25 protein-coding genes are annotated in these 25,107 nt (G+C 71.4%); 16 read left to right on the top strand and 9 right to left on the bottom strand.

Annotation, left to right across the window (positions count from 1 at the left end; genetic code table 11):
* Positions 1 to 102 precede the first annotated feature (102 nt).
* The 4 genes from ASF20_RS15710 to ASF20_RS15695 all read left to right on the top strand — a co-directional run bounded on the left by ASF20_RS15710 (position 103) and on the right by ASF20_RS15695 (position 4,211).
* Positions 103 to 1,962 (top strand): methylmalonyl-CoA mutase subunit beta, encoded by a 1,860-nt coding sequence (locus tag ASF20_RS15710; protein WP_056275558.1) that lies wholly within the window; start codon positions 103 to 105, stop codon positions 1,960 to 1,962.
* A gap of 66 nt (positions 1,963 to 2,028) precedes the next feature.
* Positions 2,029 to 2,415, top strand: coding sequence for a hypothetical protein (locus ASF20_RS15705; RefSeq protein WP_056215104.1), 387 nt, complete (start codon positions 2,029 to 2,031; stop codon positions 2,413 to 2,415).
* Positions 2,416 to 2,569: 154 nt separating this feature from the next.
* Complete coding sequence (locus ASF20_RS15700; RefSeq protein ID WP_056275555.1) at positions 2,570 to 3,001, top strand: hypothetical protein; 432 nt, start codon at positions 2,570 to 2,572, stop codon at positions 2,999 to 3,001.
* A 154-nt stretch (positions 3,002 to 3,155) separates the two neighbouring features.
* Positions 3,156 to 4,211, top strand: a complete 1,056-nt coding sequence (locus ASF20_RS15695) for a sensor domain-containing diguanylate cyclase (protein ID WP_244476450.1) — start codon at positions 3,156 to 3,158, stop codon at positions 4,209 to 4,211.
* A gap of 14 nt (positions 4,212 to 4,225) precedes the next feature.
* Here ASF20_RS15695 and ASF20_RS15690 read toward each other — a convergent pair whose 3' ends face one another.
* The 3 genes from ASF20_RS15690 to lepA all read right to left on the bottom strand — a co-directional run bounded on the left by ASF20_RS15690 (position 4,226) and on the right by lepA (position 7,776).
* Positions 4,226 to 4,918: a L,D-transpeptidase gene (locus tag ASF20_RS15690; RefSeq protein WP_056275553.1), complete on the bottom strand. Its 693-nt coding sequence runs from the start codon at positions 4,916 to 4,918 to the stop codon at positions 4,226 to 4,228.
* 190 nt (positions 4,919 to 5,108) lie between these two features.
* Positions 5,109 to 5,954 (bottom strand): glycosyltransferase family 2 protein, encoded by an 846-nt coding sequence (locus tag ASF20_RS15685; protein WP_082487559.1) that lies wholly within the window; start codon positions 5,952 to 5,954, stop codon positions 5,109 to 5,111.
* Between the two features lie 16 nt (positions 5,955 to 5,970).
* Positions 5,971 to 7,776, bottom strand: a complete 1,806-nt coding sequence (lepA, locus tag ASF20_RS15680) for a translation elongation factor 4 (RefSeq protein ID WP_056215406.1) — start codon at positions 7,774 to 7,776, stop codon at positions 5,971 to 5,973.
* Between the two features lie 262 nt (positions 7,777 to 8,038).
* Between lepA and ASF20_RS15675 the strand changes: the two genes are divergently transcribed.
* The 3 genes from ASF20_RS15675 to ASF20_RS15665 all read left to right on the top strand — a co-directional run bounded on the left by ASF20_RS15675 (position 8,039) and on the right by ASF20_RS15665 (position 10,511).
* On the top strand, positions 8,039 to 8,779 hold the full coding sequence (locus tag ASF20_RS15675; RefSeq protein WP_056275550.1) for a response regulator transcription factor: 741 nt from the start codon (positions 8,039 to 8,041) through the stop codon (positions 8,777 to 8,779).
* Positions 8,776 to 10,113, top strand: coding sequence for an ATP-binding protein (locus ASF20_RS15670; protein WP_056275547.1), 1,338 nt, complete (start codon positions 8,776 to 8,778; stop codon positions 10,111 to 10,113). Before ASF20_RS15675 ends, ASF20_RS15670 begins: the two co-directional genes overlap by 4 nt.
* A gap of 137 nt (positions 10,114 to 10,250) precedes the next feature.
* On the top strand, positions 10,251 to 10,511 hold the full coding sequence (locus ASF20_RS15665; protein WP_056275544.1) for a hypothetical protein: 261 nt from the start codon (positions 10,251 to 10,253) through the stop codon (positions 10,509 to 10,511).
* 86 nt (positions 10,512 to 10,597) lie between these two features.
* Here the strand turns inward: ASF20_RS15665 and ASF20_RS15660 are convergent, their stop codons facing one another.
* Positions 10,598 to 11,413 (bottom strand): DUF2470 domain-containing protein, encoded by an 816-nt coding sequence (locus ASF20_RS15660; RefSeq protein WP_200917608.1) that lies wholly within the window; start codon positions 11,411 to 11,413, stop codon positions 10,598 to 10,600.
* A gap of 342 nt (positions 11,414 to 11,755) precedes the next feature.
* On the opposite strand from ASF20_RS15660, the gene ASF20_RS15655 reads away from it, so the two are divergent.
* From ASF20_RS15655 to ASF20_RS15635, 5 genes are all read left to right on the top strand, one after another.
* Positions 11,756 to 12,466, top strand: a complete 711-nt coding sequence (locus tag ASF20_RS15655) for a response regulator transcription factor (RefSeq protein ID WP_055947774.1) — start codon at positions 11,756 to 11,758, stop codon at positions 12,464 to 12,466.
* Between the two features lie 97 nt (positions 12,467 to 12,563).
* On the top strand, positions 12,564 to 14,285 hold the full coding sequence (locus tag ASF20_RS15650; RefSeq protein WP_082501365.1) for a sensor histidine kinase: 1,722 nt from the start codon (positions 12,564 to 12,566) through the stop codon (positions 14,283 to 14,285).
* 20 nt (positions 14,286 to 14,305) lie between these two features.
* Positions 14,306 to 14,827: an HPr kinase/phosphatase C-terminal domain-containing protein gene (locus ASF20_RS15645; RefSeq protein ID WP_056275540.1), complete on the top strand. Its 522-nt coding sequence runs from the start codon at positions 14,306 to 14,308 to the stop codon at positions 14,825 to 14,827.
* Positions 14,828 to 14,952: 125 nt separating this feature from the next.
* A complete protein-coding gene (locus ASF20_RS15640; RefSeq protein ID WP_055947765.1) occupies positions 14,953 to 15,354 on the top strand; it encodes a PTS sugar transporter subunit IIA in 402 nt (133 codons plus the stop codon).
* A gap of 117 nt (positions 15,355 to 15,471) precedes the next feature.
* Positions 15,472 to 15,795, top strand: a complete 324-nt coding sequence (locus tag ASF20_RS15635) for an HPr family phosphocarrier protein (protein ID WP_056215079.1) — start codon at positions 15,472 to 15,474, stop codon at positions 15,793 to 15,795.
* Positions 15,796 to 15,819: 24 nt separating this feature from the next.
* Here ASF20_RS15635 and ASF20_RS15630 read toward each other — a convergent pair whose 3' ends face one another.
* The 3 genes from ASF20_RS15630 to ASF20_RS15620 all read right to left on the bottom strand — a co-directional run bounded on the left by ASF20_RS15630 (position 15,820) and on the right by ASF20_RS15620 (position 19,923).
* Positions 15,820 to 16,734 carry a hypothetical protein gene (locus tag ASF20_RS15630; RefSeq protein WP_056275538.1) on the bottom strand — a complete coding sequence of 305 codons (915 nt, stop codon included), beginning with the start codon at positions 16,732 to 16,734 and terminating at the stop codon, positions 15,820 to 15,822.
* A 215-nt stretch (positions 16,735 to 16,949) separates the two neighbouring features.
* A complete protein-coding gene (locus ASF20_RS15625; RefSeq protein WP_056275534.1) occupies positions 16,950 to 18,077 on the bottom strand; it encodes a GTP-binding protein in 1,128 nt (375 codons plus the stop codon).
* Between the two features lie 313 nt (positions 18,078 to 18,390).
* Positions 18,391 to 19,923, bottom strand: coding sequence for a D-alanyl-D-alanine carboxypeptidase family protein (locus tag ASF20_RS15620; RefSeq protein WP_056275531.1), 1,533 nt, complete (start codon positions 19,921 to 19,923; stop codon positions 18,391 to 18,393).
* A 369-nt stretch (positions 19,924 to 20,292) separates the two neighbouring features.
* Here ASF20_RS15620 and queE point away from each other — a divergent pair, with 369 nt between their 5' ends.
* The 3 genes from queE to queC are packed head-to-tail and all read left to right on the top strand — an operon-like array spanning position 20,293 to position 22,029.
* On the top strand, positions 20,293 to 20,925 hold the full coding sequence (queE, locus tag ASF20_RS15615) for a 7-carboxy-7-deazaguanine synthase (protein ID WP_056275529.1): 633 nt from the start codon (positions 20,293 to 20,295) through the stop codon (positions 20,923 to 20,925).
* Positions 20,926 to 20,959: 34 nt separating this feature from the next.
* The gene (gene queD / locus ASF20_RS15610) at positions 20,960 to 21,325 is read left to right on the top strand and encodes a 6-carboxytetrahydropterin synthase QueD (RefSeq protein ID WP_056275526.1); all 366 of its coding nucleotides are present in this window, start codon (positions 20,960 to 20,962) and stop codon (positions 21,323 to 21,325) included.
* Positions 21,322 to 22,029: a 7-cyano-7-deazaguanine synthase QueC gene (queC, locus tag ASF20_RS15605; protein WP_056275523.1), complete on the top strand. Its 708-nt coding sequence runs from the start codon at positions 21,322 to 21,324 to the stop codon at positions 22,027 to 22,029. The genes queD and queC overlap by 4 nt, the downstream gene beginning before the upstream one ends.
* Here the strand turns inward: queC and ASF20_RS15600 are convergent.
* Positions 21,996 to 22,910, bottom strand: a complete 915-nt coding sequence (locus tag ASF20_RS15600; RefSeq protein WP_056275520.1) for a Brp/Blh family beta-carotene 15,15'-dioxygenase — start codon at positions 22,908 to 22,910, stop codon at positions 21,996 to 21,998. The two genes, queC and ASF20_RS15600, sit on opposite strands and share 34 nt — an antisense overlap.
* A gap of 5 nt (positions 22,911 to 22,915) precedes the next feature.
* Positions 22,916 to 23,668, bottom strand: coding sequence for a bacteriorhodopsin (locus ASF20_RS15595; RefSeq protein WP_056275516.1), 753 nt, complete (start codon positions 23,666 to 23,668; stop codon positions 22,916 to 22,918).
* A gap of 561 nt (positions 23,669 to 24,229) precedes the next feature.
* Between ASF20_RS15595 and ASF20_RS15585 the strand changes: the two genes are divergently transcribed.
* A complete protein-coding gene (locus tag ASF20_RS15585; protein WP_056275513.1) occupies positions 24,230 to 25,072 on the top strand; it encodes a porin family protein in 843 nt (280 codons plus the stop codon).
* Positions 25,073 to 25,107 lie beyond the last annotated feature (35 nt).

Here is a 25,107-nt window from a genome sequence, read left to right as displayed (position 1 = left end):
GCGCCGCCCCGTGCAAGGGCTGTCCGGATAAGGATGTCCGGCCACGCTTGGCTGGCGCCAAGCCGCTTGGCCGGAGCCAAGCATCTGCGGAGGCCAGCCCCGATGGAAGACCGTCCCCTCGCCGACCTGTTTCCGCCCGCGACCCGCGCGCGCTGGCTCGGCCTCGTCGACGGTGTTCTGAAGGGCGGCGACTTCGAGAAGCGCCTCGTCGCGAAGACCGCCGACGGCATCCGCATCGAACCCCTCTACGACGCCGCCGCGCCGGTGGCGCAGCCGGTGCGGGCCCCCGGCCCGTGGCGCGTGGCCCAGCGGGTCGACCACCCGGACGGCGCCCAGGCGAGCGCCCTCGCCCTGGCCGATCTCGAGGGCGGCGCCGACGCCCTCACCCTGGTCTTCGCCGGCGCCCCCTCCGCGCGGGGCTACGGCCTCACCGCCACCACCGCCGCCGACCTCGACGCAGCCCTCGGCAACGTGATGCTGCCGCTGATCGCCACCCGCCTCGATGCGGGCGCGCGCGGAATCGAGGCCGCCTTCCTGATCCGGGACGTGGTCGCGGCCCGCGGCGAGACCCTGAAGGGCCTCGACCTCGACCTCGGCCTCGACCCCATCGGCACCCTGGCGGCCGGTGGGTCCCTGGCGGAGGATTATGGCGCCGAGATCGCCCGCACCCTGGCGGCCTTCGACGCGGAGGGCTTCTCGGGACGCGCCTGCCTTGCCGATGGCCGGCCCTACCACGAGGCCGGCGCCAGCGAGGCGACCGAGCTCGCGGCCGTGCTGGCCACCGCGGTGGCCTATCTGCGCGCCCTCGAAGCCAACGGGCACCCGCTGGAGCGCGCCCGGGAGGCCGTGGCGGTGCTGCTCACGGCCGATGCCGACGAGTTCCTGACCATCGCCAAGTTCCGGGCCATGCGCCGGCTCTGGGCCCGGGTGGAAGCGGCCTGCGGCCTCGACCCCCGGCCCCTGCGCCTCCATGCCGAGACCGCCTGGCGGATGATGACCCGGCGCGACCCCTTCGTGAACATCCTGCGCACCTCCATGGCCGCCTGCTCGGCCGGCCTCGGCGGCGCCGACGCGATCACCGCCCTGCCCTACACGGCGGCCCTCGGCTTGAGCGACGCCTTCGCCCGACGGGTGGTGCGCAACAGCCAGATCGTCCTCATCGAGGAATCGAACCTCGCCCGCGTGGCCGACCCGGCCGCCGGCGCCGGCAGCTTCGAGACCCTCACGGACGAGCTGACCACGGCTGCCTGGGCCGCCTTCCAGGCCATCGAACGCGAGGGCGGCCTCGTCGCGAGCCTGCGGGCCGGTGCGATCCAGGGACGGATCGCCGCGATCCAGGCGACGCGGGCCCGGAACGTCGCCACCCGCCGCGAGGCCCTGACCGGCGCCAGCGAATTCCCCTACCTCGCCGAGAAGCCCGTCACGGTGCTGGACGTCGCCCCCGTGGCGGCGCCGCCCGCCGCCGGCTTCGGCAGCGGATCGGCCCTGACCGCCCCGCCCCTGCCGTCCCTGCGCCTCGCCGAACCCTACGAGGCCCTGCGCGACGCCTCCGACGCGGCGCTGGCCGCGAGCGGTCGACGCCCCGCGGTGTTCCTGGCCAATCTCGGACCCGTGGCGGTCTTCAACGCCCGCTCGACCTTCGCCGCCAACGCCTTCGCGGCCGGTGGCATCGAGGCGGTGAACCAGGAGGGCTTTACCGATCCGGCGGCCCTGGCCGAGGCCTTCCGGGCCTCGGGCGCCCGCATCGCCTGCCTGTGCTCGTCCGACGCGCTCTACGCCACCCACGCGGTGGAAGCCGCCCGCGCCCTCAAGGCGGCCGGGGCCAGCACCCTGTACCTGGCCGGCAAGGCGGGCGACCTCGCACCCCCCCTCGAGGCGGCCGGCGTCGACGGCGAACTCCATGCCGGCGGCGACGTTCTGGCGCTGCTGACGGGAGCGCTGGCGCACGCGACGAACGCGTAAGCGCGCAACCCTGGGGCGGTCGCGCTCGTTCTCGGCCCAGTCGAGTCGAAGCACGAACGGATTCCCATGCGACGCGCAGCCCTCGCGGTGACCACCCTTGCCCTCCTGACCGCCTCCGCCGGGGTCGCGGATGCCGCCAAGAAGAAGGTCCAGGTGCCCAACCGCTACGACGGCACCTGGAGCATCGAGGTGGTCACCCTCGACGGTCCCTGCGACCGGGCCTACCGCTACGGCGTCCAGATCCGGCGCGGCGAGGCGAGCTATGCCGGCGGCGAGTTCAACATCAACGGGCGCGTCTCGCAGACCGGCGCCGTGCGGGCGGTGATCTCCCGCGGCAGCGACGCCGCCGACGTGGTCGGCCGGCTGGGCCGCTCGGGCACCGGCAACGGCACCTGGAACACCACGGGACTGATCGCCTGCAGCGGACGCTGGAACGCCGAGCGTCGCGGCTGAGGCCGCGCCCAGGATGGCCCTGTGATGGGCGCGCCACAACCGCGCGCCGATCGTCGTCGGACCGCCCGGTGCCGGACTTCTGCCCTTCTCCGGACCAAATCGCTGGTGAATACTCGCGTCGGATCGAGATCGATTTCGCACGGGGCTTCCGACGATGAAGGCTTTGCTGTTCGGCGCTTTGGTGACGACCTTGGGATGGGGCGCCGCGGCGGAGGCGGCAGGGCGCAATCCGGCGCAACCGCACGGGGTCATGTCCCCCCTCGAGCGGGCGGCGACGGAGTGCTTCGCCGAGACCGTGCTGTCCAACCCCGCCGCGACCCGGCACGCCCGCGCGGGCCGCTGGTACGAGGCCGCTGGCGTCACCGGCTTCCTGTGCCGCCCGGAGGTCGACGCGATGATCCAGGCGCATGATCGCCTCTACGGCCGCGGCACCGGCGCCCGCTACTTCCAGACCGCCTACACCCGCCATCTCGGCCAGCAGCTCGCCGAGCGCCTGCAGCCGATGCTGGAGCGCAAGTCGATGGCGAGCGCCGAGCCGCCGGTCGACAAGGTCGAGGCCCAGGACGGGGACAAGCCGGCCGAATAGGTCGACTCCGCCCGAAACTTCTCCCGCCGATGGCCTCCGTTAACCGGCCTCCCCTTAGCGTGATGACGAGAGGACATCTCGAAGCCGGGACGGCATTGCTGACGATCCGTACCTGCTCCGGGCTGAACACCTTGGCGCGAACGGGGCACGCCGCGTGAGTTCTGACGACGATCCCATCGACCCTCTGCCGACGCCGCACCGCCCGCGCCTGGCGTCCGCCGCCCTCCGGCTGGCCACCCGGGCGGTCGACGCCGCTGCCGCCCAGCGCTGGCGGGACACCGCGACGATCCTGACCCTCCGGGGCGAACTCGCCGCCCAGGCGGCCTTGATCCAGCGCCAGGCCGACGCCCTCGCGGACATGACGCGCATTTTCGAGGCGGCCTCGGCCGAAGCGCGGATCGGCCTCTGGCAATGCGACCTCCCGGACGAGTCCCTGCGCTGGAGCGAGGGGGTCTACGACCTCTTCGAATTCCCGCGCGGATCCCCGGTGAGCCGGCCGGAGACCCTTGCCTGCTACACCGAGGAGGCGCGACGCCACCTCGTGGCCGTTCGAGCGGAGGCGATCGGCCGGCGCTCCCCCTTCACCCTCGATGCCGAGATCGTCGCCGGCCGCGGCAGCCGCCGCTGGATCCGCATCACCGGGTCGGTGGAGACCCGCGCGGGCGTTCCCGTGCGCCTGTTCGGGTTCAAGCAGGACATCACCGAGCAGAAGCTCAGCGCCGACCGCACGCGCTACCGGGCGGAATTCGACCGCATGACGGGCCTGGCGAACCGGTCGGTCTTCGACGAGCGCCTGGCGCAGCTGTCGGAGAGTGGGGCCTTGTTCCTGGTCGACCTCGACGGCTTCAAGGCGATCAACGACACCTACGGGCACGCCGTGGGCGATGTCTGCCTGCAGGAGGCCGCGCGGCGCCTGCGGGCGGCCTGCCAGGAAACGGACCTCGTCGCCCGCATCGGCGGCGACGAGTTCGCCGTCCTCGTGGAGCGGGAGGCCGACGGGCCGTTCTGCGAGGCGATCGGCCGGCGGATCGTCGCGGCCATGCGCGACCCCTACCACCATCGCGGCGTCTGCCTGCGGTTCGGCGCCTCCGTGGGCATCGCCCGGGTCGCCGCCTCGGCGCCGGCGGATCTCTTCACCCGCGCGGACGCGGCCCTCTACGCGGCCAAGGCCGCCGGCCGCGGCACCCTGCGCATGGCCCTGCCGCGCTGAGGACGCGTCCGCCCTCAGGCGGGCAGGACGACCACCTTCGTCTTCACCGGCGTGCGGGCGTAGAGGTGGATCATGTCCTGGCTCAGCAGGCCGACGCAGCCGCTGGTGATGCCCGAGCCGATCGTGTCGGGCTCGCTCGAGGCGTAGATCGTGTAGAGCGTGTAGGCGCCGTTCTGGTAGAGGTGCAGGGTGCGGGCGCCGAGGGGGTTGTCGAGGCCGCCCGGCATGCCGCGGGCGTACTTGGCCGCCTCGGGCTGACGCCGGATCATCTCCGCGGGCGGGGTCCAGGTGGCCCATTCGGACTTGCGCCCGACATAGGCGTCGCCGCTCCAGCGGAACCCGTCGCGGCCGACATTGGCGCCGTAGCGCGTCGCGGTCCCGTCGCCCTCGACGCGGTAGACGTAGTAGTTGGCCGGATCGACGATGATCGTGCCGGCGGCCTCCTGGGTCGGGTACGGCACCGTGCGGCGGAAGTATTTCGGATCGACCCTGCTGATGTCGGTGGCCGGGATGGGGAACCTCTCCTCCGGCATCGGGCCGTAGATCTTGGCCGCCTCGGCGCGCAGGACGCCGTCCGAAGAGACGCAGCCGGCGAGCCCGAGGGCGCCGAGGCCGGTTCCCGTGCCGACCAGGAAGGACCGGCGGCTCAAGCGGCCCATTCGCCCGTCCGTCGTGCCGGACTCAACGTTCCTCGTGTCCCTCGTCATCGCAGGCGTCCCGTCTTCCCGTCGCGCGACGGGCCGACAGATCGCCCGGGTCCGCGCGGCCCCTATGGCCAAGCTGACAGTGCCGGTCCCCGGTCCGGCTGGCAAGCCGGGCGCCGGGGGCGGACGTCAATCGCGAGCAGGAACCGACCGATTGCGTCGCGGATGTGGCCGGGCGGGCTCCGGCGGCGCCTCAGCCGGGGGCGTCCGGGGCGGAGCGCTTGGCCCGGCGCAGGAACGGCAGCCCCGTGGAGGGCTGGCCGCGGGTCGCCTCGTGCATCTTCGCGATCCGGATGAAGCGGCCATAGGCGAGGACGCTGGCCATCACGAAACCGTCGAGGCCGGCGAGGAAGAAGCGCCGCAGGATGTAGAACTTCAGGAAGTTGAGGGGGTACTCGAACACCAGCCGCAGGCCGGTCTCGAAGCGCGAGCCGATCGGCTGCGTGTCGGCGGCGAGCTGCCCGACATAGTTCGACTTGGCGATGGCGTGGTTCCAGTCGCGAAAGGTGTGGTGCCAGACCACGGACCGGATCGTCACCGGCTTCGCGTCCGTGGTGATCGCGAGCTTGTCCCAGTTCGGGTTGTCGGTGGTGCGGGCCACCCGCCGGTCGTACAGGTAGATGTTCTCGGTGCAGAAGGCCCAGGGCGAAGGGCGCGCGTGGTGCGGCAGCACCATCGCCTTGCGGACGATCATCAGGGACGGAATGTCGCCCCCCTGGAAGATCCCCCGGATCTCCCGCACGATCTCCGGCGTCAGGATCTCGTCGGCATCGACGCTGAAGACGTGGTCGTGCCGGCAGAGGTCCTCGCCGAAGCGCCGCTGCGGCCCGAACCCCTTCCAGGGGTTCACCACCACCCGCGCCCCGAGGGCCTCGGCGATGGACACGGTGGCGTCCGTCGAACCCGCGTCGATGACGAGGATCTCGCACCGGAGCGGCAGCACCGAGCGGAGGCAGGCCGCGATGCGGTCGGCCTCGTTCAGCGTCCGGATCAGGACGGTGAGCGGGATGGGGGCGTTCGGGTCCCGGTGCGGATCCACGGTCGGGCGGCCCGGCTCAATCGTCCATCTTCAGGGCGGCGATGAAGGCCTCCTGCGGGATCTCGACCTTGCCGAACTGGCGCATCTTCTTCTTGCCCTCCTTCTGCTTGTCGAGGAGCTTGCGCTTGCGCGAGATGTCGCCGCCGTAACACTTGGCGGTCACGTCCTTGGACAGGGCCTTGATGGTTTCGCGGGCGATGATCTTGCCGCCCAGCGCCGCCTGGACCGGGATCTGGAACAGGTGGCGGGGGATCAGGTCCTTCAGCTTCTCGCACATGGCGCGGCCGCGATGCTCGGCGCGGGTGCGGTGGACCAGCATCGAGAGGGCGTCCACCGGCTCGGCATTGACGAGAATCGACATCTTGACGAGGTCGCCCTCGCGGTAATCCGAGATGTGGTAGTCGAACGAGGCGTAGCCCTTGGAGATCGACTTCAGGCGATCGTAGAAATCGAACACCACCTCGTTGAGCGGCAGGTCGTAGACCACCATGGCGCGCTTGCCGACGTAGTTCAGATCGACCTGGGTCCCACGCCGGTCCTGGCAGAGCTTCAGGACGCCGCCGAGATACTCGTCGGGGGTGAGGATGGTGGCGCGGATCCACGGCTCCTCGATGGCGGTGATCTTCATCACGTCCGGCATGTCGGCCGGGTTGTGCAGCTCCTTGATGGTGCCGTCCGTCATCTGCAGGCGGTAGACCACGGAGGGCGCCGTGGAGATCAGGTCGAGGTTGAACTCGCGCTCCAGGCGCTCCTGGATGATCTCGAGGTGGAGCAGCCCGAGGAAGCCGCAGCGGAAGCCGAAGCCCAGCGCGGCGCTCGTCTCCATCTCGTAGGAGAACGACGCGTCGTTGAGCCGGAGCTTGCTCATGGCGCTGCGCAGGGTCTCGAACTCGGCCGCGTCCACCGGGAAGAGCCCGCAGAACACCACCGACTGCACGTCCTTGAAGCCCGGCAGCATCTCCTTGCAGGGGCGCTTGTCCTCGGTGAGCGTGTCGCCCACGCGGGTGTCGGCCACCTCCTTGATCGAGCCGGTGAAGAAACCGACCTCGCCGGGACCGAGCTCGCCGATATCGGCCATCTTCGGCCGGAACACGCCGATCTTGTCGACGCCGTGGACGGCATCGGCCCGCATCATGCGGATGTTCATGCCCTTCTTGAGCACGCCGTCGACGATGCGCACCAGCACGACGACGCCGAGATAGACGTCGTACCAGCTGTCGACGAGGAGCGCCTTCAAGGGCGCGTCGCGGTCGCCCTTGGGCGGCGGCAGGCGCGTCACGATCGCTTCCAGCACCGCCTCGATGTTGAGGCCGCTCTTGGCCGAGATCGCCACGGCCTCGGAGGCGTCGATGCCGATCACCTCCTCGATCTGGGCGCGGATGCGCTCGGGCTCGGCCGCCGGCAGGTCGATCTTGTTGAGGACCGGCACGATCTCGTGGTTGGCGTCCAGCGCCTGGTAGACGTTGGCCAGCGTCTGCGCCTCGACGCCCTGCGAGGCGTCGACCACCAGCAGCGAGCCCTCGCAGGCGGCGAGGCTCCGGGACACCTCGTAGGCGAAGTCGACGTGGCCGGGGGTGTCCATCAGGTTGAGAACGTAGTCCTTGCCGTCCTCGGCCCTGTATTCGAGCCGCACGGTCTGGGCCTTGATGGTGATGCCGCGCTCCTTCTCGATATCCATCGAGTCGAGCATCTGCTCGCTCATGTCGCGCAGGGCCACGGTGCCGGTGGTCTGGATCAGGCGATCCGCGAGGGTCGACTTGCCGTGGTCGATATGGGCGACGATGGAGAAGTTGCGGATGTTGTCGATGGGGGTCGTTGTCATCGAGGATGCGATCTCCGGCGCGCGCGGCCCGCCGTCCAAGGGACGGACCCGGCGCACGGTTTCTTGGAATGGGAAACAGGTCGCCCGCAGATAGCAGTGCCGGCTCCGTGCGCCAAGCGCAGGCCCGGTGCGCCAAGCGCGCGCCGGACGCGGCCGGGGGCCGAGCCCGGCCCCGGGCTTGCGGCGGCCCGCGATTTCCGGCTGATTCCCCGCGCCCGCCGATTCGCGACGGTGGCCGCATCCTCGGAGCCGAGCCAGAACCATGAACCCGTTGGAGGGCGCCGGGCCGATGCCGGAGCTGGGCCACGTCCTCCTGGTGGAAGACGACGACGGCCTGCGCATCCTGGTGAGCCGGGCCCTGCGCGACAGCGGCTACCGGGTCACCGGATGCCGGAGCGGCGCCGAGATGTGGCGGCTCCTGCCGGAGGGCGGGGTCGACCTGATCCTCCTCGACGTCATGCTGCCCGGTGCATCGGGCCTCGACCTGCTGCGCGCCCTGCGGGCCCGCTCCACCGTGCCGGTCATCGTCGTCAGCGCGCGCGGCGAGGAGGCGGACCGGGTGCTGGGCCTGGAACTCGGGGCCGACGACTACATCGCCAAGCCGTTCGGGCGCCCGGAGCTGCTCGCGCGCGTCCGGGCGGTCCTGCGCCGCTCCGTCCTGGCGCCGGCGGCCTCCCTGGGCGGCGAGACCCTCGTCTTCGCGGGTTGGCGCCTCGACCTGCGCAGCCGCGCCCTGGTCGATCCGGACGGCGCCGGCGTCGACCTCTCGGGCGCGGAATACGACCTCCTGCTGGTGTTCCTCGACCATCCCGGGCGGGTCCTCGGCCGCGAGCAGATCCTCGAACTGTCCCGGGCCCGCCTCGGCTCGCCCTCCGACCGCAGCGTCGACACCCTCGTCAGCCGCCTGCGACGCAAGCTCGACCCGCCCGAGGGCGAACCGCCGGTGATCAAGACGGTGCGGGGGTCGGGCTACATGCTGGCCGCGAAGGTCGAGCGCCGGTGAGGCGCCTGTTCGCCCTGTCGCGCAGCCTGGAGGCCCGGACCCTCGTCGTCCTCCTCGTGGCCATCCTGGCGGTGCATGGCGGGGCCCTGCTGCTCTATCGCCGATCGGCGGCCGCCGCCTCCGCCGAGGCGTTCGCCGCCCAGGTGGCGACACAGCTCGCCCTGGCCCGCGAGGCGGTGATGCGGCGCCCGCCGGCGGCGCGCAACGCCGAGGCCCAGGCCCTGTCCAACCCCCATTTCGAGGTCGCCTGGACGGACGCCCCCGCCCCGGCCGGGCGACGGAGCGACCCGGCCCTGGAGCCCCTGCACCAGCGCCTGACCGCCCTCGACCCCAGCCTCGGCCCCAACCTCTCCCTGGTGATGGAGGGCGACGCGGACCCGCTCCACCGGCTCGATCTCGGCGGCACGCTGGCGCTCCCGGACGGCAGCCAGCTGACCTTCCACTCCGCCCACGCCTCGGGCATGGCGCTGAGCAATCCCTGGGCCATGCTGGCCACCGCGATGGCGATCCTGGTCGGCCTCGCCGCCGTGCTGCTGACCCACCGGATCGCCCGGCCCCTGCGGGCGCTCGGCCATCTCACCGGGCTGATCGGCCACGCCGTCGGCCAGGGCCGGGTGGTCCCGGTGCCCGAGGTCGGCCCCGACGAGACCCGCGCGATCGCCCGCGCCCTGAACGGCATGCAGATGCGCATCCGCGACCTCGTCACCGAGCGGACCCAGGCCCTCGCCGCCGTGTCCCACGACCTGCGCACGCCGATCGCGCGCCTGCGCCTGCGCCTCGACGGCGTCGCCGACGACGGGCAGCGGCACGCGATGGCGTCCGACCTCGACGACATGCAGGCGATGATCGACTCGACCCTGGCCTACCTGCGCGGCGATGCCGATCCGGAGGTCCGGCGGGTGACCAACGTCGCCAGCCTGCTGATGAGCATCGCCGATGCCGGGCAGGATGCCGGACACACGGTGGTGTACGAGGGGCCCGGCCGGGCGCTCGCCGCCATCCGGCCGGTGGCGCTCCGGCGCGCCCTGGACAACGTGGTCGACAACGCCGTCCGCTACGGGGACCGCGCCCGGATCGGCCTGGCGCTCGCGGACGCGAGCCTGGAGCTCTGGATCGACGACGACGGCCCCGGCCTGCCGCCCCACGCGGTCGACCGGGCCTTCGCGCCGTTCACCCGCCTGGAAACCTCCCGCAACCGCAACACCGGCGGGACCGGCCTCGGCCTGACCATCGCCCGCCGGGTGATCGAGGCCGAAGGCGGCCGCATCGGCCTGGAGACCCGGCCCGGCGGCGGCCTGCGGGTGCGGATCACCCTGCCGCGCCCGGTGGGCTGAGGCGGGATCGGATCGGCGACGCGGGCGCGCCGCCGCGTGCCACACTTCGTCACGGACCCGGCATCGGGCAGCCAAACGCCTCGGCTACATCAGGTCTCGACGCAGCCGACGGGGCTGCGGGACACGAGGACGAGACCATGTCGCGCATCAGCATCACCCTTCTCTCCCTGGCCCTGATGACCGCCCTGGCGGGACAGGCCTCCGCCACGGAGGGCAACGGAAACTCCGAGAACCCGTCGCAGGCCGTCCCGAATACCGGCGGCGTCTCGGGCGGCCCGAACCACCACACCGAGCGCGGCGCGTCCGCTACGGCGCCCGAGAGCGGCAAGCCCGTGCAGGCGGCCAAGGACGGCCACACCCACACCCACGCCAAGACGCACACGCACGACAAGAAGTGAGGGCGCGACGGAGCCTGCAGGGCCGAACGCCGATCCGAGCGTTCGGCCCGGCGCCCCCGGTCCCGCGCAGGGGTCCGGGCCCGCGCCTAATCCGCCGGCGCGCCGTCCCCGGCCCGGACCTGGGCCGCCATCGCCACCAGGGCCTTGCGCAGGGCGCCCATCTCGCGGACCGGCTCCGGGTAGAGCACCCGCGCGGTCCGGTCGCCGGTGAGGAGATCCATCCCCTCCGGGTCGAGGCCGGTGAGCCGCCACGGGCCGGGCTCGGCTCCGGCGGCCTGGGCATAGAGGGCGAGGGCGTCGGCGTGGTCGGCGTTCATGTGCGCGACGGCCCCTTCCTCCCCCGCCACCAGCCCTTCCGCGCCGGTGAGGTCGAGGCGCAGCTCGTCGGCCGTCAGCACGGCGGCCTTGGCGAACCCGCCGTTGAGGTGCCCGGCCGTGGGCGCGAGGGCGAAGAAGCCGAAATCGGGGAAGTCGGCGTAGAGCTTCGACTTCGGATGCCGGGCCACGAAGCGGGCGCGGGCCCGCGGCTCCAGGGTCTGGGTCACCCGTCCCGTGACGGTGAGGCGCGGATGGGCGAGCGGGTCGCCCTTGCCGCCGGCGCTGAACAGCAGCGAGGCGCGCGGGTCCTTCAGCAGGTTGCGGGTATGGGCAGAGAGCCGCGAGAGCAGCATCAGGGGCGTGCCGTCGACATCCGTGGCGATGGTCACCAGGGAGGCGAAGGGCGTGCCGTCCTCCGGGTCGAGGGTGGCGAGCGCCCCGGAGCGGATGCTGCGCAGGAGATGGCGGGCGAGGCCGATCGCATCGAACGGCGCCTCGGAGGCCGGCAGCGGCACCGCCGGCCCGCGCCGCTCCCCCCCGGTCCTGGTCTCGCCTTCGGCCATCTTGGTCTCGCCCTCGGCCATGAAGATCCCCCTCGATTCGGTGCCCGCGGACCGGCGCTCAGGCCGCGTTCAGCCGCCGGATCATAGCCAGGGTTCGGGGCTCCGCACGAGGGCACCGGACTGCGGCCCGTTGGCATCAGTCAAGCGCCAAACGAACAAACGACCGAGGTCGCTCGCTTTTTCAGCATATTGCCATTACACAGCCTGACTCTCCGCGCGAACGCGGCCCGCCTCCCCGGCACGGTCGCCACCGCGTTTTTGCCGATCTCTGCCCTCTGTCCGCGACGGAGGATGGGGTGGGATGCGGAGGGGCTGGCGCCATCAGACGTCCGCCGAGCCGCATCCGAGCAACAGGACACGCGCATGCCGACCATCGCCCTCGTGGACGACGACCGAAACATCCTCACCTCCGTCTCGATCGCGCTCGAGACCGAGGGATACCGCATCCAGACCTACACCGACGGCGCCTCGGCGCTGGACGGCCTGAAGCATTCCCCGCCCGATCTCGCGATCTTCGACATCAAGATGCCGCGCATGGACGGGATGGAGCTTCTCAGGCGTCTGCGGCAGAAATCCGACCTTCCGGTGATCTTCCTGACCTCGAAGGACGAGGAGATCGACGAACTGTTCGGCCTGAAGATGGGCGCCGACGACTTCATCCATAAGCCGTTCTCGCAGCGCCTCCTCGTGGAGCGCGTGAAGGCCGTGCTCCGGCGCTTCGCTCCGAAGGACGGCCCGGGCGCCGCCGCCCGCGAGGCCGATGCCGCCGCCCGCTCCCTGGAGCGCGGCCTCCTGATGATGGACCCCGAGCGCCACACCTGCACCTGGAAGGGCGAGCCCGTCACCCTGACGGTGACGGAGTTCCTGATCCTGCAGGCCCTGGCCCATCGCCCCGGCGTCGTGAAGAGCCGCAACGCCCTGATGGATGCGGCCTACGACGACCAGGTCTACGTCGACGACCGCACCATCGACAGCCACATCAAGCGCCTGCGCAAGAAGTTCAAGGTCACCGACACGAGCTTCGACATGATCGAGACGCTCTACGGCGTCGGCTACCGCTTCAAGGAGAGCTGAGGCCCGGCCCGGGCCTCCATTCCCTCCCGCAACGCTGTTCCCTCACCACCGGACGCTCGTGGCCACCACAGATCAAGGCGAAATCCCGTCGCGCGGCATGCTGGGCTGGCCGCGCCAGATCTGGAACGGGATCGGCCAACGGGCCTCGTCGAGCCTGACGCGACGCATCGTCGTGCTCAACCTCGTCGGGCTGATCGCGCTCCTGTTCGGCTTCCTCTACCTGAACCAGTTCCGCCAGGGGCTGATCCAGGCGCGGGTGCAGAGCCTCCTGATCCAGGGCGAGATCATCGCCGGCGCCATCGCCTCCTCGGCCTCGGTCGAGACCGACACGATCCGGATCGACCCCGACAAGCTGCTCCAGCTCCAGGCCGGCGAGGCCGAGGAGCCTTCCTCCCCCCTCACCTTCTCGCTGAACCCGGAGCGGGTGGCCCCGCTGCTGCGCCGGCTGATCACGCCCACCGGCAACCGCGCCCGGGTCTACGACCAGGAGGGCGGCCTCCTGTTCGACACCCGCACCCTCTCGGCGCGGGGCGAGATGAACCGCAGCGACCCGGATGTCCGGCCACGCAAGCGCACCTGGCTGGAGAAGGCCTGGGAGGGCGTGCAGGCGAAGCTCGGGACGAAGCTCGGCGGCGACGGCGCGCCCCCCGGCGTCGAGGATGTCGGCCCGGCCAGCGGCCACGGCCTGAAGGAGGTCCAGGTGGCGCTCACGGGGGCCCGCGGCACCATCGTCCGCCGCAACCCGGCGGGCGAGACCATCGTCTCCGTGGCGGTGCCGATCCAGCGGGCCAACTCCGTGCGCGGCGCCCTGCTGCTATCGACTCAAGGGGGCGACATCGACCGCGTCATCGCCTCGGAGCGCTTCGGCCTGCTGCAGGTCTTCCTGATCGCCGCGGCGGTGATGCTCGTCCTCTCGATCCTGCTCGCGGGCGCCATCGCGGGGCCGGTGCGGCGCCTCGCGGATGCGGCCGAGAAGGTGCGGCTGGGCATCAAGTCCCGCGAGGAGATCCCCGACTTCACCGGGCGCACCGACGAGATCGGCCACCTGTCGGGGGCCCTGCGCGACATGACCCAGGCGCTCTACCGCCGGATCGACGCCATCGAGAGCTTCGCGGCTGACGTGAGCCACGAGCTGAAGAACCCCCTCACCTCGCTCCGCAGCGCCGTCGAGACCCTGCCGCTGGCCAAATCCGATGATTCGCGCGGGCGCCTGCTCGCCATCATCCAGCACGACGTGAAGCGCCTCGACCGCCTGATCTCCGACATCTCCGATGCCTCGCGCCTCGATGCCGAGCTCGCCCGCGCCGAGGCCCGCCGGGTCGACATGCGCAAGCTGATGACCACCGTCGTCTCGGTGGCCAACGAGCGCCGGCGCCCGAAGGACGCGGCGATCCAGTTCGACGTGGACACGCCCGCGGGCGAGATGGACGCGCCCTTCACGATCTTCGGCCACGACAGCCGCCTCGGCCAGGTGGTGAACAATCTCCTCGACAACGCCCGATCGTTCTCGCCCCCCGATGCCAAGGTGCGGGTGGCCCTGCGGCGGGTGCGCAGCGACGTCGAGCTCATCGTCGAGGACGAGGGCCCCGGCATTCCCGAGCACGCCCTGGAGCGGATCTTCGAGCGCTTCTACACCGACCGCCCGGAGCAGGGCTTCGGCCAGAATTCGGGCCTCGGCCTCTCGATCTCGCGCCAGATCGTCCAGGCTCATCGCGGCACGATCCGGGCCGAGAACCGGCCAGGCCCAGCCGACGAGGACGGCGAGCCGACGGTGCGCGGCGCCCGCTTCATCGTCCGCCTGCCGGCCGTGACCCGCTGAGCGGGGAGGCCGGCCGCGCCATGGGCGATCCGTCGAGCCGCACCGATTCGGTGCATGCCACCTGCATCGCGCTGGGCGACGCGGGCGTACTCATCCGGGGAGCGTCGGGCACCGGCAAGTCGACCCTCGCGCTCCTCCTCCTCGACCGGGCGGAGCTGATGCAGGGGTCGGCGCACCTCGTGGCGGACGATCGGGTCCGGCTGACCCGCGCGGGCGAAACCGTGGTGGCCCATGCCGACCCCGCCCTCGGCGACCGGATCGAGGTGCGGGGCCTCGGCCTGCTCCGGGTCGTCGAGGTCCTGCCCCGCGTTCCGGTTCGCCTGGTGGTCGACTGCGTCGCCGACGCCCCGCGCCTGCCCGAGAGCCCCTTGAGCCGCACGCCGCTCCTCGGCCTCGACCTGCCGGCCCTGCGCCTCGACGCGGCCCTGCTGCGCTCTGGCCTCGCGCCGCGCCTCGTGCTCGATGCCCTGGCCGCGTGCTCCGGCGTGGCAAGCGGGACGCACCGTCCGGTCTTGCGTCTGCCGCCGCTCCCGAGACCGTAGCGCCCGTGCCACCAGCGTGGCATGATGATGACGTTCGAGCACACAAAATGCCGCATTCACCTTGCGCTCGACCTTGCGCTGCACAAAATGGCGGCTCCGCTCACAAGGCGTTGGAACCCGCGTCGATGATTGGAATGGTGCTCGTCACCCACGGGCTATTGGCGACCGAGTTCAAGGCTGCCCTTGAGCATGTCGTCGGGCCGCAGAAACAGATCGAGACCATCACCATCGGTCCCGAGGACGATATGGAGCTGCGCCGGCTCGACATCATGAATGCGGTCAGCCGCGTGAATACCGGCAAGGGCGTCGTCGTGCTCACGGACATGTTCGGCGGCACGCCCTCGAACCTCGCCCTCTCGTGCATGAACGGCGGCCAAGTCGAGGTGGTGGCGGGCATCAACCTGCCCATGCTCATCAAGCTCGCCAGCGTCCGCGATGCCGAGCCCCTCGGCGACGCCGTCCTCCACGCCCAGGAGGCCGGCCGCAAGTACATCAACGTCGCGTCGCGCGTGTTGGCCGGCAAATAGGCTTTCTTCCCTTGCCGCCACGGCTTACAGGCAGTCTCGGGCCCCTGGCATGAGCGGTGGGCCGGCCGAGGCCGCAGGATGCGGCGCGGCGCGCCAGCGAGGGGACGGCCGACGCCCATGAGCTACGACGACGACGACGCCGAGGACAGCCTGCCGCCGGTGCCCGAGGGCGGGCTGATCCAGGTCCTTCCGATCATCAACCGGCGCGGCCTGCATGCCCGGGCCTCGGCCAAGTTCGTCCAGACCGTCGAGCGCTTCGATGCCGCCGTCACGGTGACCCGTTCGGGCGAGACGGTGGGGGGCCGCTCGATCATGGGCCTCCTCACCCTCGGCGCCGCGCAGGGGACCTCGATCGCGGTGGTGACCTCGGGCGGCGACGCGGAGGCCTGCATGACGGCGATCACCGACCTCCTCGCCAACAGGTTCGGCGAAGACGAGTAGGCGGAGGGGCGCGGCGCGCTCCCCTCAGGCGCGGCGGCCGAACCGCTCCGGCACCCCCTCGCCCGCGACCTGTCGCCAGAGAACGGCCTGCGCGCCGTGGCCAAGCGTGATCGTGGCCGCGACGATGGCATCGTCCCGCCGGGTCAGGGTGACCGTGGCCTGCCGACGCTGCGCGAACAGCCGCGTCACCACCCGCACCAGGGCCGCCTCCGACGGATCGCCGATGATCGGGGCGGACGAAACCTCGGCATCGAGGAGCAGGAACTCCTCCACCGCATCGCGGACGAGGCCCGGCTCGCTGACCCGCTCGACCTGCGCCGGGTTCGCCCGCACGCCGACGAGGCTGTGGGCCGGGATCCCGGCGCGGCGCGGGACGGCCCGGAGCGGGGCGATGGCGGTCTCCGGCCTAGGCGCGGCCACGGGCTCGAGCGCCAGGACGGCGCGGGGACGCAAACGGCGCAGGCAATCGGCCACGGCCGCGCGCACGGGCTCGAAGCAGGCCGGGGCGATGGCCGGGGTGAGCGTCGTGCCATGGGGCTGCCAGAGGCCGATCCGCTCCTGGCCCCAGAGGGTGTGCGGCATCGCCAGCGGCAGCACGGCGGCGAGCTGGTCGGCCCCCTGCCCGGTCGCCCAGGCGAGGGCGAAGACGAGGTCGCGCCCTCCCGCCTGATGCTGGGCCACCGACAGCAGGTGGTCGGGATCGGACAGGACCGGATCGGCGACCCGGGCGCGCACCAGCAGCGCACGCCACGCCGCGATCTCCGCCTCGCTCACCGCCGCCGCCCGGCGCAGGTCGACGCGCCAGGACACGGATGCCCCGATCGGCGAAGCGGGCGCGCGCTCGATCGCATCGGCCAGAGAAGCGCCGGCCACCGAACCCGCGACCACCGAACCTCCGGCCGCTGCGCCGCCCTCGATCACCGTGAAGCGCTGTCTCATGTCCCGATCCGATCCCGCCGACGTCCCATTCCGGGACACTGGGGCGCCCCGAGGCGCCAGTCGGCATTAAGATTTCAAGATCGGTGCCGCCCGTTTCCGGACGGGGTGCCTCCTAGAGCATGTTCAAGCGAGGGGGATTCCGGCTCGCGTGAAGAAAATGCGACCACACAATAGATTAGGGCAATTTCGGTGATCCAGAGATCACCGAAATTGCCCTAGCCGCCCGGAATCGCCAGGGGATTGTGGGTCAGCGCCGCCGCGTCGGGCGCATCGATGCGCGGCCGTCCGAGGAAGGCGTCCCACAGGCGGGTGACGAAGGCCGGGTCGAGGTCGCGCAGAATCAGGACGAGGCGCGAGCGATGGTCAGCATCGGGCCAGGCCTCGAGATGGACCGGGGCGTGGATCACGTGCTGCACCCCGTGCACCACCAGCGGCCGGTCGGGGGCATCGGCCAGGGCCACGAGCCCCTTCAGGCGCAGCAGGTTCGGACCGTGGGCCGAGCGCAGGAGATCGAGGAACATCTCGAAGGCGGCCCGGGGCACGGGCACGTCGCTGGTCAGGCTGAAGGCGCGGATCGCGGCATCGTGCCGGTTCACGTCGTGCCGGTGGTGGCCGTGGTGGTGGTGCCCCGCGTGGTCGTGCCCGTGATGGGCCTCGCGCGCGGCCTCTTCGCCGAGCCAGGCGCGCACGTCATCGCTCTTGCCGTCGAGGCCGAACAGGCCGCCGAGGAGCTCGGCGGGCGCCACCGCGGCCGCGTGCAGGGGCGCCGTCGGGTTCAGGGCCCGCAGGCGCGCCTCCAGGGCGCGGCCGTCATCCTCCGCCAGATCCCGTTTCGTCACCACGATCTGGTCGGCCACCGCCACCTGCCGCACGGCCTCGGCATGGGCGTCGAGGGTCGCGGCGCCGTTGACCGCGTCGACCACGGTGACGACGCCCTGCAGACGGTACCGGATGACGAGATAGGGGTGGTAGATCAGCGCGTGCAGGATCGGGGCGGGGTCGGCGAGGCCCGTCGTCTCGATCACCACCCGGCGAAAGGGCTGGATGCGGCCGTTGTCTCGCTTGCGCAGCAGGTCTTCCAGCGTCGCGATGAGATCGCCCCGCACCGTGCAGCACAGGCAGCCCGCCCCCAGCAGGACCATGTCCTCGTCGATCCGCTCGATCAGCAGATGGTCGAGGCCGATCTCGCCGAACTCGTTGACGATGACCACGGTGTCGGCCAGCGCCGGATCGCGCAGCATCCGGTTCAGCAGCGTCGTCTTGCCGGCCCCGAGGAAGCCGGTGAGGACGGTGAGCGGGATCGGCTCGGGCGCGCGGGGATCGGGCTTGGACAGGTCGGTCATCCCCCTGACCTAGCCCTCCGGGCGGCGGCGCTCAATCCTCGTGGGTGTTATAATGTTACAGAACACACACGTGTGGGGTTGGCACATGGGGCTGAAGCAGGGCCGTCGTCCCGGAACGCATGATGTAACGCATACCGTCATTCCGGGGCGCCGAAGGCGAGCCCGGAATCCAGAACCGCTGACTTTGGACAGTCCTGCACCCTCGGCGTGTCTGGATTCCGGGCTCCGCTCCGCGGCCCCGGAATGACGTGGGGCTGAAACGGACCCGTGGGCGAGGCCGGCCGCACCGCGCGAACCGCCCCCCGAAACCGTCCTACTCGTCCGCCTGGGCCTTGCTGGCCGCCTTGGTCGCCTTCGCCTTGGCGGCGGCACCGGCCGGCTTGTTCTCGGCCTTGGCACCCGCCTTGGGGGCCGCCTTCGCCGCCGGCTTCTTGACCGCGCCGACCTTCAGCTTCGGGGCGCCCTCCATCACGGGCGTCGACTCGGCGGGGGCGTAGGCGCTGGCCGTGGCCGGAACGCCGGCCTTGCCGCGGGCGAGGGCCTTCTTCGGCTCGGGTTTGCCCGTCGCTTTGGCGGCGGCCTTCGGGGCGGGGGCGGCCGCCTTGGCCTGGTGGGCGGCCTCGCGCTTGGCCGCGACCGCCTCGAGCTTGGCCTTGCGGGCCTCCGCGAGCTTGGCGGCCTTCTCCGCCTTCTCGGCCTCTTCCTGCTCGTTCAGCGCAATGGCGCCCTCGGCCGGGTCGCGGCCGATCCAGACCAGGATCGGCTGCAGCGGGGCGCGGGGCGGCAGGGCGCGGTTGCGCAGGGCGGCGCTGTTCATGGTGGCGAAGGCCAGCGCCGCGGACGGCGGAGCGGCGGCGGCCATCAGCTGCGCGTTGGCGTTGTCGGCGCTGGCGCCCGCGGCGCTCGCGCTGGCCGTGATGGCGCCCTGGCCCTCGTCCACCGGCATCGGCTTCTTGCGGTCGCAGATGTAGGGCCGCATGTCCGGCGGCTCCGAGAGGCCGGAGGACGGCAGGGCGTCGAGGGTCTGGGCGCCCCAGCCGGGGGACTGGCTGAAGCCGTAGTCGAACAGGTCGGCCGCCTTCAGGTCGCGCTCGCGGGCGCTGGGCTGGCCCATCACCACGGTGAGGATGCGGCGTCCGTTGCGGGTCGCGGTCGCCACCACGTTGAAGCCGCCCGAGCAGATGAAGCCGGTCTTCATGCCGTCGGCGCCGGCATAGCGGCCCAGGAGACCGTTGTGGTTGGCCATCACCGAGCGGCCGAACTGGATCGCGCTGATCGAGAACAACGCGCGGCTCTCGGGGAAGTCGCGGATCAGGGCGCGCCCGAGGACCGCCATGTCGCGCGCCGAGGTCCATTGCCGGGCATCGGGCAGGCCGTTGGGGTTGGTCCAGCGGCTCTCGCGCATGCCGATGCGCTGGGCGGTCTCGTTCATCATCTGGGCGAAGCCCTCGACGGAGCCGCCGAGATTCTCGCCGATCGCCCAGGCCACGTCGTTGGCCGACTTGACCATGATGATCTTCAGGGCGTTGTCGAGGGTGAGCTTGGTGCCCGGGCGGAACCCCATCTTCGAGGGCGGCTCGGCGGCGGCCGCCGGCGAGATGGTCAGGAGCGTGTCGAGGGAGAGCTTGCCCTGCCGGACGAGGTCCAGGGCGACGTAGGTCGTCATCAGCTTGGTGATGGAGGCCGGGAACCACGGGTCCGTGGCCGCCTGCCCGTAGATCACCTTGCCGGAATCGACATCGACCACGAGGATCGGTGCGGTGGTGGCGCTCGCGGAACCCGCACCCAGCAGGCCCGCCGCCACCGCGAGACCGACGACGAGGCGCCTCAACAATCCGTTCGACATCAGGCCTGTCTCAAGAAGGAACGCCCCGGCCCGATCGATGATCGGCCCTAGCGGGAAGCCGGTCAACGGCCAAGCTGGCATGCCACCCCTCCGGGAGCGGCGGCAAGCGCGCCTCGCCGGATCGTGACACGGTCTCCACAAAGCCGCGTTCCGTGGCAGGAGCATGGCAGAGCCTCTCGCAGATGCGAGAGGCCGGCGAAATCATGGTATACCGCCGCCCTCCGCATGGGTGGGGGCCGCCGGGCCCCGTGGTGCCCGCGCCGGGGACCGCTTATGTGCGCGTGGGGCGCTTATCGCGGCCGACGGATGTTTCAGAGGATGGGGTGCGCTTGGCCCGGACGGTTCGCCGGGGCGGGTACCGAGGACGTGATGGCGTACGCAGTCAAGGAACTGTTCCACACCCTGCAGGGCGAGGGCGCGCAGGCCGGCCGCGCGGCGGTGTTCTGCCGCTTTTCCGGCTGCAATCTCTGGTCGGGCCGCGAGGAGGACCGCGCCACCGCGGCCTGCCGGTTCTGCGACACCGACTTCGTCGGGATGGATGGCGAGGGCGGCGGGCGCTTTTCCACGGCGCCGGACCTGGCCGACGCCATCGCGAAGACCTGGGCCGGCGGGCCGCGTCACCGCTACGTCGTGTTCACCGGCGGCGAGCCGCTGCTCCAGCTCGACGACGCCCTGATCGCGGCCGTCCACGCAGCCGGCTTCGAGATCGCGGTGGAGACCAACGGCACCCTGGCGGCCCCGGCCGGGATCGACTGGATCTGCGTCAGCCCCAAGGCCGGCAATCCGATCGTCCAGCGCAGCGGGCACGAGCTCAAGCTCGTCTTCCCGCAGGCGGAGGCGGGACCGGAGGCCTTCGCGGATCTCGACTTCCGCCACCACTGGCTCCAGCCCATGGACGGGCCGGACCGGCTCGCCCACACCGCCGAGGCGGTCGCCTATTGCCGGCGCGACGCGCGCTGGCGCCTCTCGCTCCAGACCCACAAGATCATCGGGATTCCCTGAGGGTCCCTGCCGCTCGCACCATGAAGATTGCTCGATGAAGATTACCCAAGCCTTCACCTTCGAGGCGGCCCACCGCCTGCCGAACGTGCCCGAGACCCATCGCTGCCACCGCATGCACGGGCATTCCTACCGGGTCGAGCTCACCCTCTCGGGGGCCGTCGACCCGGCCAGCGGCTGGGTGGTGGATTTCTTCGACGTCGAGCACGCCTTCGCGCCGGTGCTGGCGCGCCTCGACCATTACTGCCTCAACGAGATCGAGGGGCTGGAGAACCCCACCGCCGAGCACATCGCGTCCTGGATCTGGGACCGCACCAAGGCGGCGCTGCCGGCCCTCTCCTCCGTGAAGGTCTACGAGACGCCGATGTCCTGGGCTGAGTACGAGGGCGAGAGCCAGCGATGAGCGCGGGGCGCGCCCTGGTCCTGTTCTCGGGGGGCCAGGATTCCACCACCTGCCTCGCCTGGGCCCTGGAGCGCTTCGCGCATGTCGAGACCCTCGGCTTCGATTACGGCCAGCGCCACCGGATCGAACTCGACTGCCGGGACGCCCTGCGGACGGGGATCGCGGCCCTGAAACCCGAATGGGCCGCGCGCCTCGGCGACGACCATACGCTCGCCCTCGACGCCCTGGGCCAGGTCTCCGAGACGGCCCTCACCCGCGACACCGCCATCGCGTTCGAGGCCGGCGGATTGCCCAACACCTTCGTGCCGGGCCGCAACCTCCTGTTCCTGACCTTCGCGGCGGCGCTGGCCTATCGCCGCGCGCTGACGCACCTCGTCGGCGGCATGTGCGAGACCGACTATTCGGGCTACCCGGATTGCCGGGACGACACCATCAAGGCGCTGCAGGTGGCGCTGAACCTCGGCATGGACCGGCGCTTCGTCCTGCACACGCCCTTGATGTGGATCGACAAGGCCGAGACCTGGGCCCTGGCCCGGGACCTCGGCGGACAGCCGCTGGTCGATCTCGTCGTCGAGGACAGCCACACCTGCTACCTCGGCACCCGCGGGGACCGCCATCCCTGGGGACACGGCTGCGGCCAGTGCCCGGCCTGTGATCTACGGGCCCGGGGCTATGCCATGTTCGTCGCCGAATCGGTCGCCTGAACCGCCGGCGCCCGGGCCGCGATCCGGTCGAGGAGGACGTGCGGCACCGTCAGGGCCGACAGCATCCGCAGGGTGAGGCACAGCAGAGTGGCGGCGGGGTCGTCCGTGCCGCCGGCGTAGAGCGGCCACAGGGCTGCGCCGAGCAGGAGCGTCAGGCCGAACACCGGCAGCGACGCGCGGACGGCCTTGCCCATCGTGTCGATGCCCGGCGCCCGGGTCGGATCGCGCACCAGCGCCCGCATGTGCCGGGGACCGTGGAGTCCGACGAAGTACAGGGTGAAGGCGGTGAGCGGCGGCAGCAGCCAGAAGGCGGCCGCCAGGGCGGCCATCTCGCCGCGCACGGACCAGGGTCGCCGCCCCGCGAACACCCAGGAGGCCGCGAGGGCGAGCCAGACCCAGGACGCCGCCACCCACCAGCCGGGAATCTCCTGCATCGGCAGGCGCGTGACGGCCGCGAACAGCCCGGCGGTCTCCTCGGGCCGCAACAGCGCCGGCAGCGCGACCGGCAGCCCCCCGCGCACCAGGACCTCGACGGGCCGGTCCGGGCCGGCATCCTCCTCGCCGAAATGCAGGACCGACAGGGCGAGGAAGCCCGCCAGGGTCGCCAGCGGGGCGACCTGCCAGGCGAGCAGGACCAGGCCCGCGAGGCCCAGATACGGAACCGCGAAGATCCCGAACCAGGCCCATCCGAAGCGGGGGCGCAGCAGGGGCGCCGCCACGGCCCCGTCCAGGGCGCCGTGCGGCACGCCGAGCCCGATCACCATCGCCAGGGGCGCGAGCCAGGACGCCTCGCGCGGCAGGGCCGCGGAGGCGACGAGGGCGAGCGCCGCGCCGGCCCCCGCCAGGGGCAGGAGCCCCACGAGGGAGGCGCGCGCCGCCATCCGGATCAGGCCGCCCGGCGCAGGGGCTTGGCCGTGACCTTGCCTTCGGCGAGGTCCCGGTCGACGGCCCGCGTGGTCTGCAGCGTCGCCATCACGCCGTAGACCACCTTCGCGGTCAGATCGAGGATCGCCACCACGGCCAGGGCCACGGCGGGGGACAGGAAGCCGAGGCCGTCCTGGCCGACGAGGAGCACCACCGGATAGGCGCACCAGACCGCCGAGAGGAACACGGCGTTGCGCAGGAAGGCGGAGCGAACATCGGCCCGTTCGGCGGCGTTCTCCTCCCGCAGCTGCACGAAGATCCCGTAGAACACGGCCAGGAACGCGCCGCAGGAGATGGCGAACCAGGTCCACTTCACCCAGGCGACCGTCGAGAGGCCGAAGGCCAGGGCGGTGACGATCATGATCAGGTCGGAGCCGACGAGGCCCCAGACGACGGCCGGACGGCGCATCCCCGAATGCATCGCCGTGCGGGCGAGGCCGACGAGCAGCAGGGGCGTGGTGAAGGTCCAGTCGATGTAGCGGGCGAAGTAGAACTGCCGCGCGGCGTCGGCCGCTTCCGGACCGGCCGGCAGGGCGATGCTCCCCTGCCCCGTCGCCATGGCGAAGTAGGAACAGGCCGCGATGATCGGCACGATCCCGTGGATGATGGCATCCGCCTCCTCCGCGGGGGTCCGCCGCTTCCCGAGGAACAGAATCGCGGCGGCACCGGCCGCCATGCCCGCGAAGCCGAGCCAAAGCCAGAATTGAGGCGTCATCAACATCTCGTTGCTACAGGGATGAAAGGCTCGCCCCGAACGTGGCGGCACCCCTGCCCAAGTTGCCTCGGCGTCGATCGTTGCACGGAGAAGAGGTCACAGTCGGGTGAGACCGGAAGGCCTCCGCCGAGCCATGCGCGAAATGCAGGGGCAGGACCGGAAAGCCGGCCTCGGCAGCCAGCAAATCGGCAGCGACGATCGCGGATGCGAGCCGCGGCGCCGCCCCGGAGCGACCCTGCCCCCCTTCACGCCGGAGCCGCAGATTCAGGCCGCAATACCGAGCGCCGCGATTCGCCCTCTTGGGCAAGCCGACGCCCAATAGTGCAGTAAAGAACAGAGTTCTGTTTTAATCCGCTATCACGAAAATTTTATTACCAGGAGATCCATTGGAATTTCTGTTGCAGATGGATCACTGCAGCATTGGAAAGCGGCGGATCTGCTTCGGAATACGACGCCTGAACGCCGCAAGATCTATGCATGGTCGCAAGGGATCGGCATGTCGAGGGTGGGCGGGCACCGTCCCTCCATCCCGAAAGTCCTGAACCCGAAGGCCCTTTGCCGATGCTCAAGACGCTGCTCCTGGCCGGCGGTGCCGCCGCGCTTCTCTCCAGCGCCGCCGCCGCCGCCGACCTGCCCCGCCGTCAGGCCCCCCCGCCGGTCTTCACGCCCATCCCGGTCTTCACCTGGACGGGCGCCTATTTCGGTATCAATGCCGGCTACGCCTTCAGCGAGAACGACGCCATCCGCACCACGGGCATCAACACCCCCGGCGGCGCGCAGCTGCAGAACAACGTCGTCAACGGCCTGCGTCAGGCGTCCGTGCGGAATGCGTCGGAAGGATTCACCGGCGGCGGCCAGGTCGGCTACAACTATCAGTTCACCCCGGGCAGCGGCATCGTGGTCGGCCTCGAAGCCGATGCGCAATACACCGACCTCCAGCGCACCACGACCCAGGTCATCTTCAACCCGGTCTTCAACCCGAACCAGCTGACCAACAGCTACCGCACCGAGCTGTCGTTCCTCGGCACCGTCCGCGGCCGGATCGGCTACGCCTTCGACAAGTTCCTGATCTACGGGACCGGCGGCTTCGCCTACGGCGACGTCACCCAGCGCATCACCTTCACCACCGGCCTGCCCGTCACCTATGCGGGGTCGCGCTCCAATATCGAGACCGGCTACGCCTATGGCGGCGGCATCGAGTACGCCCTGCCCACGGACTCGTTCTTCAACTTCTTCAAGTCCAGCGCCGTGACCCTCAAGGCCGAATACCTGCGCTACGATCTCGGCAGCCGCAATCTGCTCGTCGCCAGCGTCGGCGGTCCCGGTGTCGGCTACAACAGCCGCATCTCCACCGAGGGCAGCCTCGTCCGCGCCGGCCTGAACTACAAGTTCGGCAGCTACTAGGCCCGACCCGGCCGACACCCCGGGGATCGCGCCCG

This window comes from Methylobacterium sp. Leaf88, assembly GCF_001422795.1.
GTDB lineage: Bacteria > Pseudomonadota > Alphaproteobacteria > Rhizobiales > Beijerinckiaceae > Methylobacterium.
The sequence above is the reverse complement of the archived record's forward strand: the minus strand, read 5'-3'. Positions and strand labels throughout refer to the sequence as shown.

Bases quoted from the DNA above. Each gene is read 5' to 3' on its own strand.
- ASF20_RS15625 (WP_056275534.1), bottom strand. From the start codon at position 18,077: ATGACCGACCTGTCCAAGCCCGATCCCCGCGCGCCCGAGCCGATCCCG.
- ASF20_RS15700 (WP_056275555.1), top strand. From the start codon at position 2,570: ATGAAGGCTTTGCTGTTCGGCGCTTTGGTGACGACCTTGGGATGGGGC.
- queD (WP_056275526.1), top strand. From the start codon at position 20,960: ATGAAGATTACCCAAGCCTTCACCTTCGAGGCGGCCCACCGCCTGCCG.
- ASF20_RS15710 (WP_056275558.1), top strand. From the start codon at position 103: ATGGAAGACCGTCCCCTCGCCGACCTGTTTCCGCCCGCGACCCGCGCG.
- ASF20_RS15650 (WP_082501365.1), top strand. From the start codon at position 12,564: ATGCTGGGCTGGCCGCGCCAGATCTGGAACGGGATCGGCCAACGGGCC.
- ASF20_RS15660 (WP_200917608.1), bottom strand. From the start codon at position 11,413: ATGGCCGAGGGCGAGACCAAGATGGCCGAAGGCGAGACCAGGACCGGG.
- lepA (WP_056215406.1), bottom strand. From the start codon at position 7,776: ATGACAACGACCCCCATCGACAACATCCGCAACTTCTCCATCGTCGCC.
- ASF20_RS15690 (WP_056275553.1), bottom strand. From the start codon at position 4,918: ATGACGAGGGACACGAGGAACGTTGAGTCCGGCACGACGGACGGGCGA.
- ASF20_RS15705 (WP_056215104.1), top strand. From the start codon at position 2,029: ATGCGACGCGCAGCCCTCGCGGTGACCACCCTTGCCCTCCTGACCGCC.
- ASF20_RS15640 (WP_055947765.1), top strand. From the start codon at position 14,953: ATGATTGGAATGGTGCTCGTCACCCACGGGCTATTGGCGACCGAGTTC.
- ASF20_RS15600 (WP_056275520.1), bottom strand. From the start codon at position 22,910: ATGGCGGCGCGCGCCTCCCTCGTGGGGCTCCTGCCCCTGGCGGGGGCC.
- ASF20_RS15675 (WP_056275550.1), top strand. From the start codon at position 8,039: ATGAACCCGTTGGAGGGCGCCGGGCCGATGCCGGAGCTGGGCCACGTC.
- ASF20_RS15620 (WP_056275531.1), bottom strand. From the start codon at position 19,923: ATGTCGAACGGATTGTTGAGGCGCCTCGTCGTCGGTCTCGCGGTGGCG.
- ASF20_RS15595 (WP_056275516.1), bottom strand. From the start codon at position 23,668: ATGACGCCTCAATTCTGGCTTTGGCTCGGCTTCGCGGGCATGGCGGCC.
- ASF20_RS15635 (WP_056215079.1), top strand. From the start codon at position 15,472: ATGAGCTACGACGACGACGACGCCGAGGACAGCCTGCCGCCGGTGCCC.
- ASF20_RS15585 (WP_056275513.1), top strand. From the start codon at position 24,230: ATGCTCAAGACGCTGCTCCTGGCCGGCGGTGCCGCCGCGCTTCTCTCC.
- ASF20_RS15645 (WP_056275540.1), top strand. From the start codon at position 14,306: ATGGGCGATCCGTCGAGCCGCACCGATTCGGTGCATGCCACCTGCATC.
- queC (WP_056275523.1), top strand. From the start codon at position 21,322: ATGAGCGCGGGGCGCGCCCTGGTCCTGTTCTCGGGGGGCCAGGATTCC.
- ASF20_RS15630 (WP_056275538.1), bottom strand. From the start codon at position 16,734: ATGAGACAGCGCTTCACGGTGATCGAGGGCGGCGCAGCGGCCGGAGGT.
- ASF20_RS15665 (WP_056275544.1), top strand. From the start codon at position 10,251: ATGTCGCGCATCAGCATCACCCTTCTCTCCCTGGCCCTGATGACCGCC.
- queE (WP_056275529.1), top strand. From the start codon at position 20,293: ATGGCGTACGCAGTCAAGGAACTGTTCCACACCCTGCAGGGCGAGGGC.
- ASF20_RS15655 (WP_055947774.1), top strand. From the start codon at position 11,756: ATGCCGACCATCGCCCTCGTGGACGACGACCGAAACATCCTCACCTCC.